General features: G+C 26.7%; 16 protein-coding genes. 2 read left to right on the top strand and 14 right to left on the bottom strand.

Going from position 1 to position 14,655, the window contains the following annotated elements; genetic code table 11:
- Positions 1-9 precede the first annotated feature (9 nt).
- From AAQM_RS05690 to AAQM_RS05725, 8 genes are all read right to left on the bottom strand, one after another.
- Positions 10-1,491, bottom strand: a complete 1,482-nt coding sequence (locus AAQM_RS05690) for an ABC1 kinase family protein (protein ID WP_268878214.1) — start codon at positions 1,489-1,491, stop codon at positions 10-12.
- Positions 1,492-1,562: 71 nt separating this feature from the next.
- The gene (locus tag AAQM_RS05695) at positions 1,563-1,826 is read right to left on the bottom strand and encodes a hypothetical protein (RefSeq protein ID WP_129095065.1); all 264 of its coding nucleotides are present in this window, start codon (positions 1,824-1,826) and stop codon (positions 1,563-1,565) included.
- Positions 1,827-1,899: 73 nt separating this feature from the next.
- Positions 1,900-3,846 (bottom strand): HD domain-containing phosphohydrolase, encoded by a 1,947-nt coding sequence (locus tag AAQM_RS05700; protein WP_129095064.1) that lies wholly within the window; start codon positions 3,844-3,846, stop codon positions 1,900-1,902.
- Between the two features lie 49 nt (positions 3,847-3,895).
- Entirely contained in the window at positions 3,896-4,204 is a 309-nt protein-coding gene (locus tag AAQM_RS05705; protein WP_129095063.1) for a TIGR03643 family protein, read from the bottom strand.
- A gap of 3 nt (positions 4,205-4,207) precedes the next feature.
- Entirely contained in the window at positions 4,208-4,729 is a 522-nt protein-coding gene (locus AAQM_RS05710; RefSeq protein WP_129095062.1) for a lipocalin family protein, read from the bottom strand.
- Positions 4,730-4,793: 64 nt separating this feature from the next.
- Positions 4,794-5,525, bottom strand: a complete 732-nt coding sequence (locus AAQM_RS05715; RefSeq protein WP_129095061.1) for a TIGR03915 family putative DNA repair protein — start codon at positions 5,523-5,525, stop codon at positions 4,794-4,796.
- Positions 5,522-6,757 carry a putative DNA modification/repair radical SAM protein gene (locus AAQM_RS05720; RefSeq protein ID WP_129095060.1) on the bottom strand — a complete coding sequence of 412 codons (1,236 nt, stop codon included), beginning with the start codon at positions 6,755-6,757 and terminating at the stop codon, positions 5,522-5,524. The genes AAQM_RS05715 and AAQM_RS05720 overlap by 4 nt, the downstream gene beginning before the upstream one ends.
- 43 nt (positions 6,758-6,800) lie before the next feature.
- The gene (locus AAQM_RS05725) at positions 6,801-8,195 is read right to left on the bottom strand and encodes a cryptochrome/photolyase family protein (protein ID WP_129095059.1); all 1,395 of its coding nucleotides are present in this window, start codon (positions 8,193-8,195) and stop codon (positions 6,801-6,803) included.
- A gap of 227 nt (positions 8,196-8,422) precedes the next feature.
- Here AAQM_RS05725 and AAQM_RS05730 point away from each other — a divergent pair, with 227 nt between their 5' ends.
- Both AAQM_RS05730 and AAQM_RS05735 read left to right on the top strand, forming a co-directional pair.
- A complete protein-coding gene (locus AAQM_RS05730; RefSeq protein ID WP_129095058.1) occupies positions 8,423-9,082 on the top strand; it encodes a hypothetical protein in 660 nt (219 codons plus the stop codon).
- 91 nt (positions 9,083-9,173) lie between these two features.
- On the top strand, positions 9,174-9,335 hold the full coding sequence (locus tag AAQM_RS05735) for a hypothetical protein (RefSeq protein ID WP_164967038.1): 162 nt from the start codon (positions 9,174-9,176) through the stop codon (positions 9,333-9,335).
- Here the strand turns inward: AAQM_RS05735 and AAQM_RS05740 are convergent.
- From AAQM_RS05740 to AAQM_RS05765, 6 genes are read right to left on the bottom strand one after another with little or no spacing between them, the layout of a single operon-like run.
- Entirely contained in the window at positions 9,332-10,387 is a 1,056-nt protein-coding gene (locus AAQM_RS05740; protein ID WP_129095057.1) for an EAL domain-containing protein, read from the bottom strand. The genes AAQM_RS05735 and AAQM_RS05740 overlap by 4 nt on opposite strands.
- Before the next feature lie 3 nt (positions 10,388-10,390).
- The gene (locus AAQM_RS05745) at positions 10,391-10,918 is read right to left on the bottom strand and encodes a DUF3833 domain-containing protein (RefSeq protein WP_129095056.1); all 528 of its coding nucleotides are present in this window, start codon (positions 10,916-10,918) and stop codon (positions 10,391-10,393) included.
- A complete protein-coding gene (locus AAQM_RS05750) occupies positions 10,915-12,141 on the bottom strand; it encodes an SAM-dependent methyltransferase (protein ID WP_129095055.1) in 1,227 nt (408 codons plus the stop codon). Before AAQM_RS05750 ends, AAQM_RS05745 begins: the two co-directional genes overlap by 4 nt.
- 2 nt (positions 12,142-12,143) lie before the next feature.
- Positions 12,144-12,896 carry a DUF1365 domain-containing protein gene (locus AAQM_RS05755; protein WP_129095054.1) on the bottom strand — a complete coding sequence of 251 codons (753 nt, stop codon included), beginning with the start codon at positions 12,894-12,896 and terminating at the stop codon, positions 12,144-12,146.
- 1 nt (position 12,897) lies between these two features.
- Entirely contained in the window at positions 12,898-14,136 is a 1,239-nt protein-coding gene (locus AAQM_RS05760; protein ID WP_129095053.1) for an NAD(P)/FAD-dependent oxidoreductase, read from the bottom strand.
- Complete coding sequence (locus AAQM_RS05765) at positions 14,133-14,621, bottom strand: lipocalin family protein (protein ID WP_129095052.1); 489 nt, start codon at positions 14,619-14,621, stop codon at positions 14,133-14,135. The genes AAQM_RS05760 and AAQM_RS05765 overlap by 4 nt, the downstream gene beginning before the upstream one ends.
- Between the last annotated feature and the right edge of the window lie 34 nt (positions 14,622-14,655).

The following is a 14,655-nucleotide window of genomic DNA, read 5'->3' on the forward strand; positions in this document are numbered from 1 at the left end:
TTTAAACCTTTATTTATAAACTAATTTTATTACACCAATTGCAAAAATAACTAAAGCATAATCTTTTAAATCTTTATCATATAAAACCATAAATATTGATGTGAAAATCAAAGCAAATGATAAAATAATTGGTTTTATAAAATCTTTAATCTCTTTACTTATATATTCAAGCTGAGAGTTTGAAACTTCGATTTTAAGCTCTCCAATACTTGCTTGTTTTATAACGGATTTTAAATCTTTTAAAGTAAAAGGAATTGATTTTATCTCATCAATTATTGTTTCAACAATACTATCACTAGCTCCTAAAGCTTTTGGAATATTTTTTTGTAAAATTGGTAAAATATCTTTTATTCCATTGAAATTTTCGATATAAGTTGTTCCAAGTCCTTCGATAATCGCACTAACTCTTAAAATATAAATAGCATCACTTGGAAGTTTAAAAGGAAAATTTCTTGTACTTTCTAAAACTTCAAAGGCAAGTTTTTGCATAGATTCACTGCTTAGATTTTCATTTGAAAAAATATCAAACATTTTATCTGTAAATAAAGCTAATTCATGAACAGGAGCTTCATGAGCGATTGTTCCAAGGCGTTTACTAGCACTAATATAAAGTTCATAATCTCTCTCATTTGCAGCTTTTATAAGCTCAATAATTGCAACTCTTATATTATTTGGAATTGATTTTACCATTCCAAAATCTAGTAAAATAAGCTCTCCTTGTCTGTTTACAAGTAGATTTCCAGGATGTGGATCTGCATGAAAATATCCATTTATAAGCATTTGTGTTGTGTAAAAATCCACAAGTTTTGAGATTATTTCATTAAAGTCAATATTCTCTTTTAGTAAGTTTTCTTTATCATCAAACCTAAATCCCTCTTCATAACTCATAACCAAAGCATCATCGCTACAAAATTCACTAAAAGCTTTTGGAAATTTCACTTTGCTATCTTTATATGTTTGTGAAAACTTTTGTAAATTTCCTAGTTCATGTGTCAAACTAACTTCTTGCAAAATCATAGATGAAAACTCAGAAACTACAGCTTCAATAGAGTTTTTTGTATAGTGAGAAAAGAGAGGTTTAAAAACAGTGTTAAAAAAATTTATGATTTTTATATCTGCTTTTACTCTTTTTTTTATACCAACTCTTAGAAGTTTAACAGCAACTTTTTCACCACTTTTTAAATATGCTATATGAACTTGTCCAATTGATGCAGATGCAATTGGAGTGTTTTCAAATGATGAAAAAGGATTATTTTTAAAAGCTTTATTAAAAACTTTTTCATATTCATCTTTACTCATACAAGGAAGTTGGTCGTGAAGTTCTTTTAACTCTTCTAAATATTCAGCTGAAAAAAAATCAGCCCTTGTTGCCAAAACTTGCGCTAGTTTTATAAAACTAGCTCCAAGATTTATAGTTGTTTCTTTTAGTTTTTTTGCACTTAAAGGCTTAAAAAAAAGAAAACTAGGTCTTTTTTTTATAACCAAATAAATAGTTAGTAAAAATGAAAAAACACTATAAACTCTTTTAGGAGAGTAAAGATTTAGGTTTTTAAAAAAAGTTTTTATTTTAAATCCTCTTTGAGTTTTTGTAAATCTTCTTTTGTAGCAAGTCCTAATTCATCAATAATCTCTTTTATTGTTGATTTTAGTTCTGCTTTAAATTTCTCATCACTCTCTTTGCCTTTTTGCTCTAGTGATTCTAAAAAACTTTTTACATCTTTTGTATCTAGTTTTCCTTTTTCTTCTAGCTTTTTTAACTCATCTTCGATTTTTTCTTTTAAAACCAAAGCTCCACCAAGTCCTGTAAAAATTAGTTCTTTTATCATTTTAAATCCTTTTTGTTTATTCTATGATGATTTTTGATATTTTGGTATGTTTAATTTGTAAGTTAGTTTTAATTTAAAAAGTATCTTTATATTTTTCTCTAATATTTAAAAATTTATCTAAATTTGCAAAGAAAATATCTATTAATTTGGGGTCAAAATGTTTTCCTTTTTCATTTTCTAAAAAAGCAAAAATCTCTTCATCCTTCCAAGCTTTTTTATAGCATCTATCACTTCCAAGTGCATCAAAAACATCGCAAATAGCAGTGATTCTTCCATAAATACTAATCTCTTCTTCTTTTAATCCAATAGGATATCCACTTCCATCCCATTTTTCATGATGCTCTTTTGCTACAATTGCAGCCATTTTCAGTAAAGGTCTATCCGAACCTTTTAATAAATCATATCCTTTTATAGCGTGAGTTTTCATAAGTTCTAGTTCTAAACCGTTTAATTTTCCTGCTTTATGTAAAATAGAATCAGGAATTGCTACTTTTCCAATATCATGCATAGGACTTGCTTGTTTTAATAACTCGCACTCTTCTTTTTTTAAGCCAGATAAATTAGCCAATAAATAAGAGTATTCAGCAACTCTTTTTACGTGATTTCCTGTCTCTTTACTTCTACTTTCCCCAATAGTTCCCATAGTAAAGATAATTTCTCTTTGAATATCTTCTATATCTTTGTTTGCTGTTATATCTCTTCTAACTGCACTATAACCTACATGTTTTCCTTTTAAATCAAAGTAAGGCTCAAATTCTGCTTCAACCCAATAATATCCACCATCTTTTTTCTTGTTTTTAACTTCAAGATTTACTTTTTCACCTTTTTTTAGTTTTTCCCAAAGATATCTAAAACTCTCTTTTGGCATATCAGGATGTCTTATGATATTGTGATTTTTACCTATTAATTCATGTTTTTTATAGCCACTAATTTTACAAAAAGCTTCACTTACATGGATTATTATTCCTTTTAAATCAGTTTTTGAAAAGATTACATTTTTATCATAAATTTCTAAAAGAGATTTCAAATACTCTTTTTGCTTTCTAATTTTATGGGTTTTTACTTTTACTTTACTATTTAAATATTTCACATAATTTCTATTGATTAAATACAAAGAAGTAAGGATTATTATAATAATAAGAGTGATAATTGCAAAAAGGAAATTTACTTCCATTTCACTGATTTTTGAAGTATCAATATTGTCTTTTTTTATAAAAAAGAAAAAATATCCCATATCTCCACCGTGAACATCTTTTATTTCATCTTTTACTACAAAATATTCATCAAATAAAAGAGAATCTTTTATATTTAAAAACTTATCTATTCCATATTTTTCTACTTTTTTCATAAGTTCTTTATTTGCATTTAAATTTGCAATATAATTTTTACCTATAAAAAGTTTTGTAAATGGTTCTATAAATCTGTTTGTATAATCTTCATGTAATACAAATAAAGGTTCGATATTTTTATTTTTGAATTCTTGAGCTATAGAGTTAAATTTTGAAATCATCTCAATCATTCCAATAAAATTTTTATTTTTATCATAAATTGGAAGCATAGTTTTGAAAGTCATATCAAATCTTCCCGTACTAATTGTAATCATTTCTCTTGGATTTTTTATCATATCAGTAATATCAAGTCTAGCATCAGCTGCATAATCACCAACTTTATTGGTCCAGCTTCTGTAGAAACTATATCCATTTTTATCTATAATTTGAATCCATAAATTCTTATTATCACTAAAATGTTGAATATTTTTTAATTCTTCTTGAAAATTAATAAGATTTCTATCATTTTTTAAAAGAGCTTCTCTTACTGAATTATCTCTGCTTATTAGGTATGTAATAGCTGAAGTGTTACCTTTTTTCTTTGAAACTTCATCTGCAAATAATTTTTTTATTTCTTGAGTTTTAAAGTTATAAACTTCTGCTGTGAGTTTTTGTTTTATATTTTCATAAATAAAAAATATAAAAGTAATAATGAAAAATAATGAAATTAATATCAATAAAAATTTTTTCATGCGGGCATTGTAGCCTAATTTAGACTTTTATTAGATAAAAATTTTTATTTTACCAAGGACCTTGAAATCTAATAACTTTATGAGATACTTTTTTCTTATGTTTTGTAGCTTTTCCTTGAACTCTTTTTCTCCACATTTTAAAACTACTACTTTTCATCAAAGTTCGCATTTTATTTTTTACTTGATTTTCAGTTAAACCATAAAGTTCAAAGATAGTGTCAAAAGTAGTTCTATCTTGCCATGCCATTTCAATCAAACGATTTAAATCTTCTTCTTGAAAAGGAGTTAAATCTTGTTTTTCTTTTTTAGCTTTTTTTGTAAAATCTAGTTTCAAACTCTCTTTTTTCTCAAAGTACATTTTTTATTCCTGAATAGTCCAGATTAATTTTGAACTGTCAAATCCTAAACTTGGAAGTTTTTTCAAGATATCTTTTTTGATTTTTTCATCTAGTTTAGAAGTTCTTGCTAAAATCCAAAGATACTCTCTACTTGGCGTTCCAACAACGGCATATTCGTAGTTTTCATCAAGCATTAAAACCCAATAATCACCATAAAATGGTCTAAAAAAACTAACTTTTAATTTGCTATTTGATTCATCTATAGCATAAGCTCTACCAATAGCCTCTTTTTTATCATTTGTTTGGATTTTTGTACATCTGTTAATTACTTTGATTGTTTCTTCATTCATCATAGAGTAGTTTGCAGTTACATTTTTACAATCTCTTTCAAAAAAATGTTCATACCTTGCTATTTCGTACCAAGTACCTAAATACTTATTTAGTTCTACTTTTTCTACAGTTTGTAGAGGTGGATTTTTTGAAGAACAAGCTGTAAATAAAAATACAAAAGATGTGATGATTAGGAGTTTGAAAAACTTTAACATAAAAAATCCTTTTTTATTTTAGTATATAGAAAAATAGATTTTTTTGATATGGTTTTTATGTTTTTTAATCGAAAAATTCACTCATATATGTTCTATAGACAAGTGGGACTAAATTTTGTTGTAGTTTTAGATTTATTCTCTCTTTTATTGTAACTCCTCTAAAAAAACTCTTCCAAAGCTTTTGGAATTTTTCTTCATTTGAAGAATAGATTGGTTCATCAAAATAAGCAATTTCTTGTATAGAAAACTCTTCATCTATTTTTACAAATGCTAACTTTCTATCTAGGTCGTGGATTATGAAATTTTGATTATTGAATCTTTTTAAAAAGTGTTTTCCTAAAAAATAAACTACATTAAATTTTGATTCTATTTTTCCATATAAAGTGCCATCTTCAAGCTCTTCAAATCTAATAAAAGCATACATTTTATGAACTAGCCTAAATAACTCTTTTTCAAGTGAATTTAGGTAAAAAACGCAAGAATTATTTATATTGTATAGTTGTTTTGAATCTTTAAATCCAATGATAATATACTCTAAAAGAGCCATTTCAAACTCTTTTGAATCACACATAAAAATATTTAGTATCTTTTCAAAACAATCTTTTTGAAACTTTATTTTTAGTGCATTAAAAACTTTTTCATATTTCTCTTTTGAAGTTTCTATTTCTAATATTTTTTCAAAAATAATTTCATTTGGAAGAGTTTTATAAATTTTTGTAGGTTTTAATTTTTTATAATAAACTTCATAAACTAAAGTTAAAAATCCTTCAAAACTTCCATCATAAATTAAAATCATAATTCACCTGTTAGAGAACTAATATCAAAAAGTGAGGGTTGGATTAGTTTTTTTGGTTCTGGTTTAGTAAGTGCAAGTTTTAGACTTTCTCTATAAAATGGAACTTGCCTTTGAAACTCTTTGTTGCAAGTGATAAAGTATTTTGCTTTTTTGATTGAAATTTTTAATTTTTTCAAATCATCAAAAGTAAGTCTTTTAAATCTTCTAGCACTTAAAATCTTCATCACACCTCTTGCTCCAACTCCTGGAATTCTAAGAAGTTCCTCTTTTGAAGCTGTGTTTATTTCCATAGGAAAATATTTTAGATTATTCAATGCCCAAAATGTTTTTGGGTCTAACTCTTCATCCAAATTTGGAAACTCATCTGTTACTATCTCATCCCAAGAAAAGTCATAAAATCTAAGCAACCAATCAGCTTGATAAAGTCGATGTTCCCTTAAAAGTGGTGGTTTTGTGATTGTTGAGGGAAGATTTTTGTCATTGTTTACTGGAATATAAGCACTATAATAAACCCTTTTTAAAAGCGCTTTATCGTATAAAGCAGAGCTAAGTTTTAAAATATCCCTATCACTTTCAGGTGTTGCTCCAACGATTAACTGTGTACTCATTCCTATTGGTTTTTGCTCTTTTGCAAGACTTAAATCCCTTGCAAATTTTAGTGGTTGTAAAACTTTTTCTTTTGTTTTATTTGGTGCTAAAAGTTTTAAAGATTTGTCGCTTGGAAGTTCTATATTTGAACTTACTCTATTTGCTAGTTTTACGATTTGCTCAACCAATTCCATAGAACAACCAGGGATTAATTTTACATGAATGTAACCATTAAATCTATATTCATATCGTAAAATCTTTAAAGCTTTTAAAATCAAAGTCATAGTATGGTCTTCGTTTTTTACAATTCCAGAACTCAAAAATAGTCCCTCAATATAGTTTCTTTTATAAAAATTGATTGTAATGTCTGCAAGTTCTCGTGGGCTAAAAACAGCTCTTGGAATATCGTTTGAAACACGATTTATGCAATATGCACAATCATAAATACAAATATTTGTAAGTAATACTTTTAGAAGTGAAACACATCTTCCATCAGGTGTGAAAGTGTGGCAAATTCCACTTGTGTGAGTTGCTCCTAGTTCTCCTTTTTTGAAGCTTGTTTCAACTCCACTTGAAGAGCAAGAGACATCATATTTTGCACTATTACTAAGGATTTCCATTTTTTCATAAATATCTGTTTTCATTTTTGTATTTTAGTAAAACTAAAAAAATTCCTTTAAAAATATTTCAATCTGTAATGAAAAGTTTTTCTAAAAATTCATTTGCGATTTTTAGATGATTTTCTAGCTTTTCTTTGGGCATTTTATTTAGAAGTGCTATTTGCATTTTCATTCGTGGATTTTTGTCAAATTTAAAAGAATATTTATATAAAAATCTCCAATAAAGTGCATCTATAATCTTGCACCACTCTTCTTTTTTATCATAATCACTCATCTTTAAAAGATAGTTTGAACTTGCTATATAAGGCTTTGTAGTGATACTTCCCCCATCACTAAAACCACTCATTCCATAAACATTTCCAACCATCACCCAATCGTAAGCATCGATGTAATTTTTCATAAAAAACTCATAAACTTCATTTGGTTTAATCTCAAGTAATAAAAAAATATTTCCTAAAATCATAAGCCTTTCTATGTGGTGATTATAAGCTGTAAGATTTAGTTTTTTGATTGTGTCATCAAGTATTTTTATACCACTTTTAGCTTCTAAAATTTTTTGTGGCATAGAGTTTTTAAACTTAAAAAAGTTTGAATTTCTCAAGAGTATCCCATCATCTTCATAAACTCGAAGCATAAATTCCCTCCAACCGATGATTTGTCTTATAAAGCCTTCTTTTGCATTGTATGGAGCATCAAAATTTACTATTTTTTCCATTAACTCATGTAAATCAAGTAAACCAATATTTAAACTACTTGAAATATTTGAATGAAATAAAAAGTTTTGTTTTATATCTTTTGTAATTGCATCTTGAAAAGAGCCAAAATTTTCAAATTTCTCTTTTAAAAAATAGTTTAGTTGGATATTTGCTTCATCAAAAGTTGTAGGATAATAAAAGTTCTCACAAACTCCAACACTTTTAAATTTTTTACAGTAAATCAAAGCCTCTTTTACAAACTCATTTTCAAAAGCTAAAGTAGGGGGAATTTTTATCTCCTTTGGAAGTTTTTTTCTATTATCCTCATCAAAGCTATATTTATCAAAAAAAGGTTTTCCATTTTGCATGAAAATATCCAACTCTTTTCTTCTATTTATATAAAACTTATGCAAAAACTTGTTTTTATCTTTTGGGTTTATAAAGTTTGGATTTTTGATTGTTGTGATGTTTGAAAAGTTTTTATAAACCTTTTTTTCCAAATAATTATCAAAAAGTTCATAAACAAAAACCTCTTCATTTTTATAAAGTTCAAGATAACTCTCATCTTCAAAATACTCAACTAAAATATTGTTTTGTTTTAAATAAGATTCATAAAACTTCATCGAAGCTCTATGAAGCACAAGCTTTTGAATATGAAAATCATATTGGGTAAAAAATAACGGTTCTTCTATTAAAAGCACTTTTTTATTTACAAAGTTTGATATGTTTTTAAATAGTTGGTTTGGGTAGAGTATAAATGTTTTCATAAAAATAGTTTATTAGATTTGAAGTTTATTTTGTACAAATTGTTTGTTAATTGATGAATTTTAATAATGTAATTTTCTAAATTATATAGATATAATTTTTTTATTAAGTTATTTCAAGAGAAAAGAAATAAATAAAGTAAAGTTTATGCATTCCCAAGCTTGAGCTTGGGAACGATGAAAAGTAGATTAAAATAATAAAAGAGAAAATTGAAAAAAAAGAGGGAAATATGGATAAAGAAGAAAAAAAGAAATTAGAAAATGAGTTTAAACAACTAAAGAGAAGTGAATATGATAAAGCTTATGATAAAGTAATAAACTTCTTCCTTGTAGCTTCAATAGTTGTATTCTTGATACCAACAAATATTTTAAGTGTATATCCAATCTTAAAAAGTTTTACACAGTTTATGGCAAAAATCTTTCCAAATATCACTATATATGCCCAAAGAAGTAGATGGTCTGAAGTAACAGAATTTTATTTTAGCTATATGTGGATAGTAGCATTAATAACTATTGTCTTAATCATAATGACTATTCCCACAGCAAATGAGAAAGCTGAAAAATATTTTGGAACGGGAAAATATAAACATAAAGGAATATTAAATCATAAATATTTGATATTTGTACCTCAATTGTTATCGTTTAAATATTTTCTATTAATTACAGCAGCTATTTTATTAAGCCTATATGGTATTTATATAAATTATACAGGTTCTTTAATAGATGGTGAAATTTCGAGGTTGAAATTTGGTGAAATTATAAGTACACGATTTGGAATGCTTTTTATAGCAGTCATTTTTCAAGTTATTATTATACATGGATTAGTAGTTATATTAATACGAAGTATTTTAAACACAATACACATTCAAAAAATAAAAAAAGGAGAATAAAAAGATGGGAATAGAAACAAATAACCAAAGAGAATAATTAGAATTTTCTATCGTTCTCAACGTCCTCGTTGGGAATGCATATAAAAACTAAATGAAAAAGAAGAAACAAAAATGGCTAGAAGTAGATAGAATATATGAACCAACATATTCTAGAAACAATTTACCGATTTTGGCAAAAGGATTTCAACCAAAACTTATGCATTCCCAAGCTGGAGCTTGGGAACGAAGAAAAAAATTTTATAAACTATCTTAAATAACCCTAACAATCTCTGCACTAGGTTTAGCAAAATAATACCCTTGTGCGTAATCAACACCTATCTCTTTTACTTTTTCAAGTTCATAAGGAGTTTCAACCCCCTCAGCTAATAATTTTATACCATTTTCAGTACAGATTGTTCGTAAAGCTCTATAAATAGACTGTTTCATAGTATCTTTATCTATATTTTCTATGATATTTCTATCAACTTTTATGATGTCTGGTTTTATATCTATAATCATATTAAGTGAAGAGTATCCCTCACCAACATCATCAAGTGCAATTAAAAAACCTTTACTTCTATAGTAGTTTAAAATAGTTTTTAAGTGTTCTTTATCTTTTACATTTTGTGTTTCAACTACTTCGAAAACTATGTTTTTTGGGTCAAAGTCCAGTTGTTTTGCCCATTTTACAGTAGAAGCTAGGCAAAATTCTGGGTCATAAATAGAAGTTGGAATAAAGTTTATGAAAACTTTTGCATCTATTTTTTTAACTGCTGTTGTTTTAAGTGCTGTTTCTCTACACATTCTATCAAGGGTAAAATTCATATCATTTCTTGCTGATTTCTTAAATAACTGGTCTGGATACATAAGCTCACCATTTGGTAAAACTCCACGTGTTAAGGCTTCATAAGCAAATATTTTATTTGTGTTTATATCAATTATTGGTTGAAAGTGAGCAGTTAAACTGCTATTTTCAAGAATATCAAAAAAGTTTCTATCTTCTATAAAATGCAAATATCTGTTCATTGGTTTTGCAAAAAATATAGTTCCAAGCGAGAGTTGATTATCTTCATTTTCTATGAAGATTTTAATTTCATCTTTTTCTAAATCATTAAAATTTGTATTGAAAAAATCAAAATTTTCCTCAAAAAAAAGTTTTGGATTTTCTTCTTGTATAGTTACAATTCCATCTATTTTTGAAGTTTCAAACCCCAAACTTTTTAAAAGATTTGAAGATTTTATCACTAACTCTGTTATTTGAGTTATGAAGTGAATCTTGCTTTTTTTCTCACTTATAGAAAATATATCTTTGCATTTACAAGCCATTTTTTAATCCTTGATTATAGTAATTACGATTTCACCTACAACAAAACCAAATTTTTTTAGTTTTGAGTGATTTATAATAACTCCATCATCTTGTAAGTGAAGCCAATCTTGAACACTTAAATCAATAGTAGAATCTTTATAAGGAGTTCTCATAACATAGTCAATCATTACTGTATTTCCATTTGCTATCATTGGGCTTTCTCCAATAATATCATTTGCAGTTGCTATAAATTTTTTATCTCCTGTTGGTTTTAAAGTCCAAATCCTTTTCATCTCTTCACCATCATCATAAACAAAATATTCATCAAGTGTTCCAATACCGTTTTTATCCCAAGAACCAACCATTGTTCCTTTGAATGTTCTTGTTATTTTTCCACTTCTATCTTTTACAAGTCCATAGGCTCTTAATTTACCATTGAAATATTCTTGTGGAATAAACTCTGGTTTTGTGTTGTTAAAATCTTCTATTTTCATTGCTGTACATCCTGTTAGTAGTATGGTTGTTAAAAAAACTAATATTAAATTTTTCATGCTATTAATCCTTTATTTAAATCTATATTTTGGTCTCTTGTAAAAACCAATTGATGAAGATTTATATTTCTTGTTAAAAATGCAGCTTCACAATAGTTTAAATACATTTTCCACATTCGTATAAAATATTCATCAAAACCTAAATTCTTAATTTCTTCTAATTTTTTTTCAAAATTTTCATGCCAAATATTTAAAGTCTTTGCATAATCTTCTGTAAACTCTTCAAGATGATTTAGATTTAATCTTGTATGTTTTGACGTCACTTCAAGGATTTTAGAGATACTTGGAAGATGACCTCCTGGGAAGATATATTTTTGTATAAAATCAGTGCCTTTTGAGTAAGCTTTATATCTTTGGTCTGGCATTGTGATTACTTGAAGAACTAAAACTCCATTTGGTTTTAGTAGCTCTTGACACTTTTTAAAGAAGATATGAAAATACTCTTTTCCCACAGCTTCAAACATCTCAACGGCAATTATTGCATCAAATTTACCATTTAAATCTCTGTAATCTTTAAGTAAAATGTCAATTTTATCTTCTATCTTATGCTCTTTAAATCTATCTTCACAAAGTTTTTTTTGCTCAACACTTAAAGTTACCGTTGTAACATCACAACCTTTATCATTTGCCAAATGAAGTGCCATAGCTCCCCAACCTGAGCCAATTTCTAAAACTTTAGAACCTTCTTTTAAGTTTAGTTTTGATGAAAGTTTTTCAAGTTTGTTTTTTTGTGCTTCGTATAAATCTTGGTTTTTGTGAGAAAAAACAGCACTTGAATACATCATTGTTTCATCAAGCATTAGTTTATAAAAGTCGTTTGATAAGTCATAGTGCGCTGAGATATTTTTTCTTGAGTTTGTTTTTGAGTTTTTTCTTAAACTATGTTTGATTTTATTAAAAACAGGCATTAGATTTATTAGTCTGTTTTTTTCATTTTCACTTGTAGTTCCAAGATATTTTGCATTTAAAAGTGCTAGTTCTATTAGTTTTGTAAGATTTGAAGTTTCAAAATCTTTGTCTATGTAACTCTCACAAAAACCAATATCTCCATAAAGTATGGTTCTACTAAAAAATCTATTGTTATATATTTCTAAAGTTATTTTTTCTTCAACTTTTTTTTCTCCATAAAGTTTGATAGTTCCATCTTTATAGATTACTTGTAATGTTCCTATTTTTATTTTTGAAAAGAAGTTATCTCCAAATTTATTCCATAATTTTTGCATTTTTAATACCTCCTTATTTTGTCATTTTCTCTTGGAAAATAGATTTTTAACCCTTTTAAATAAAGCCTAAGAGCATGATAATAAGTTCGAGAAACCACTAAAAAAGTGCTGAACATATATCGAAAAAATATTTTTAGTATATTTTTAAAAGTGTAGGGCTTTGCTTTTGAGTTAAAAATCGCTGTTAATTTATGTTGTTTATCTTCGTATAAATCTATTTTTATAAATAATTTGTTTTCATCATACTTTAGCTCAAACTCATAAACTCCCTCACACTCAAAAAAAGGTGAAACATACATATCTTTTTTTACAACTCCAAAATATGAATTGTCTCTTTTTTCAAGTTTTACTGGGTAAACAACACGACCGTTGTTGTAGTTATGAACTTCAGCTAAAATATAAGTTGGAAGATTTTCTTCATCAAATAAAACCAAAACACTAATAGGATTAAAAACAAAGTTTAAAACCCTTGGAAGTGTTAAAAATCTCATTTTTGATGTTGTTTTTAAATCAAATCTTTTTAAAAGTTCCTCTATGTTTTTTATAAAATCCGTAGTTTTCCCAAAGTGGTCAAAACTTTGTAGACTCATAAAATTTAGTTTGTTTATAGAAAAAATTCTATTTTCTAAACTTTTTAAATCAAACAGATCAATATCAAGCAGATAAAAGTTATATTTAAAATCGTGCTTTTTAGGAAGAAATCTTTTATGATAAATAGTTCCTTCAAAAATATTGTGATTTGATAAATTTTGCATTTTAGAACTCGCATCCAAGTTTTGAAGCCACTTTTGTAGCACTTAAAAGTCCATCTTCATGGAAACCATATCTCCAATAAGCTCCTGCAAAATAAGTGTTATTATGTCCACAAATTTCATCTTTTCTGCTTTGCATTTTTATTGCAAGTGAATCAAATTGAGGGTGTTCATAAGAGATTTTTTCAATCACGTTGTTTATATTTTGAGTCTCATTTAATGATACAAAATAATCTTTTTTTGTTTTTAGATTTTGTAGAGTATTTATCCAATAACTAAGTGTTACAAGCTTATTTTGCGTGTTTGAACTTGTATAGTTCCAAGCTGCATACATTTTTCTATTTGGATATAAAATATTATTGTCATTATGTAAAACGGCGCTATTTTCTTTATATTTAAAAGCACTTAAAATTTCAATTTCTTTTTGTGTAGGATTTTCTAAAATATCTAAAGCTTGTGGTGCATGCATAGCTAATACAACTTTGTCATAAAAAGATTTATTTCCATTTCTATGGATTAAATAAACCTCATTTTCTTCCCTTTGAACTTTTACAACATCAGAGTTTACAAATATTTTTCCTGAGATTTTATTTTTTATTTTATTTACATAATTTATGCTTCCATTACTAACAGTTAGCCATTGATGATGAGTTGAAACTCCTAAAAGACCATGGTTTTTAAAAAATGTTAAAAATGTTCTTGCTGGAAAATTATTCATTTCATTGCTTGGAGTTGACCAAATAGCAGCACCCATTGGGAGTAAATATCTTTGTTTGAAAGCATCTGAATAATCTTTTATGTATTCTCCTAAAGTTTTGTCTAAATTTGAATTACACTCTTTTAAATCTTCATTTGCTTTTTTATTAAAATCTAAAATATCTTTTATCATTTTATAGTGAGTAAGTGAAAAAAGATTTCTTTTTTGAGCAAACATTCCTTTTAAAGAAGAGCCATTGTAAGCTCTGTTTATATCTTTATCCCAAAAAGCAAAACTCATATCAGAGTTTTCTATCTTTACATCTAACTCTTTAAATAGTTTTGTCAAAAGTGGATAAGTTGGATGATTAAAAACTAAAAAACCAGTATCAACACCAAAGACTTTATCCTCATCTTGAACCATTGTAGTTCTAGCATGTCCTCCTAATCTATCCTCTTTTTCGTATAAATCAACTTCATGTTTTTTGCTTAAAATATAGGCACTTCCAAGTCCACTAATTCCAGCTCCTAAAACTGCTATTTTCATTTGTATCTTCCTTTTGGGTCAAGTTTTGTAAAAACTAATTTTGAAATATCCATTTTGTTTTTTAAATCATTTAGAATTTTTTCTAACTCATTTTTATCTATATTTGGTGTTCTACTCATAATCCAAAGATTTGAATAATCATCATTTGAAACAACTGCTGTTTTATAATCATTCAAATATTCGATTTTATATGAAGTTCTAAAAACAAAAAAATATCTCATAAAAAGTTGGTTATTTTCTAGTTTTGCAAAACCGTTATATTCTATTAGTTTTCCATTTAATTCATTTTCAAAACATCTATTATAAACATCATAAGTGTTATTTTCTTGGAGTTTGTATTCTACGCTTGAGGCTACACAAGAGGTTTGAAAGCTATTTTCAATCCTTGCTACTTCATACCAAAGTCCAGAAAATTTTTTAATATCAATAGAAGTATTTGCAAAGATTGATGAAGAAAAAAATATTGACAAAAATAAAAATTTCACAAATACTCCTTTTGTTTAAACAAGGTAATTTATT

It is taken from the genome of Arcobacter aquimarinus (genome assembly GCF_013177635.1).
In the GTDB taxonomy this organism is placed as follows: domain Bacteria; phylum Campylobacterota; class Campylobacteria; order Campylobacterales; family Arcobacteraceae; genus Aliarcobacter; species Aliarcobacter aquimarinus.

Bases quoted from the DNA above. Each gene is read 5' to 3' on its own strand.
- AAQM_RS05735 (WP_164967038.1), top strand. From the start codon at position 9,174: ATGAAAAAGAAGAAACAAAAATGGCTAGAAGTAGATAGAATATATGAA.
- AAQM_RS05700 (WP_129095064.1), bottom strand. From the start codon at position 3,846: ATGAAAAAATTTTTATTGATATTAATTTCATTATTTTTCATTATTACT.
- AAQM_RS05705 (WP_129095063.1), bottom strand. From the start codon at position 4,204: ATGTACTTTGAGAAAAAAGAGAGTTTGAAACTAGATTTTACAAAAAAA.
- AAQM_RS05730 (WP_129095058.1), top strand. From the start codon at position 8,423: ATGGATAAAGAAGAAAAAAAGAAATTAGAAAATGAGTTTAAACAACTA.
- AAQM_RS05760 (WP_129095053.1), bottom strand. From the start codon at position 14,136: ATGAAAATAGCAGTTTTAGGAGCTGGAATTAGTGGACTTGGAAGTGCC.
- AAQM_RS05740 (WP_129095057.1), bottom strand. From the start codon at position 10,387: ATGGCTTGTAAATGCAAAGATATATTTTCTATAAGTGAGAAAAAAAGC.
- AAQM_RS05725 (WP_129095059.1), bottom strand. From the start codon at position 8,195: ATGAAAACATTTATACTCTACCCAAACCAACTATTTAAAAACATATCA.
- AAQM_RS05695 (WP_129095065.1), bottom strand. From the start codon at position 1,826: ATGATAAAAGAACTAATTTTTACAGGACTTGGTGGAGCTTTGGTTTTA.
- AAQM_RS05715 (WP_129095061.1), bottom strand. From the start codon at position 5,525: ATGATTTTAATTTATGATGGAAGTTTTGAAGGATTTTTAACTTTAGTT.
- AAQM_RS05710 (WP_129095062.1), bottom strand. From the start codon at position 4,729: ATGTTAAAGTTTTTCAAACTCCTAATCATCACATCTTTTGTATTTTTA.
- AAQM_RS05745 (WP_129095056.1), bottom strand. From the start codon at position 10,918: ATGAAAAATTTAATATTAGTTTTTTTAACAACCATACTACTAACAGGA.
- AAQM_RS05720 (WP_129095060.1), bottom strand. From the start codon at position 6,757: ATGAAAACAGATATTTATGAAAAAATGGAAATCCTTAGTAATAGTGCA.
- AAQM_RS05755 (WP_129095054.1), bottom strand. From the start codon at position 12,896: ATGCAAAATTTATCAAATCACAATATTTTTGAAGGAACTATTTATCAT.
- AAQM_RS05750 (WP_129095055.1), bottom strand. From the start codon at position 12,141: ATGCAAAAATTATGGAATAAATTTGGAGATAACTTCTTTTCAAAAATA.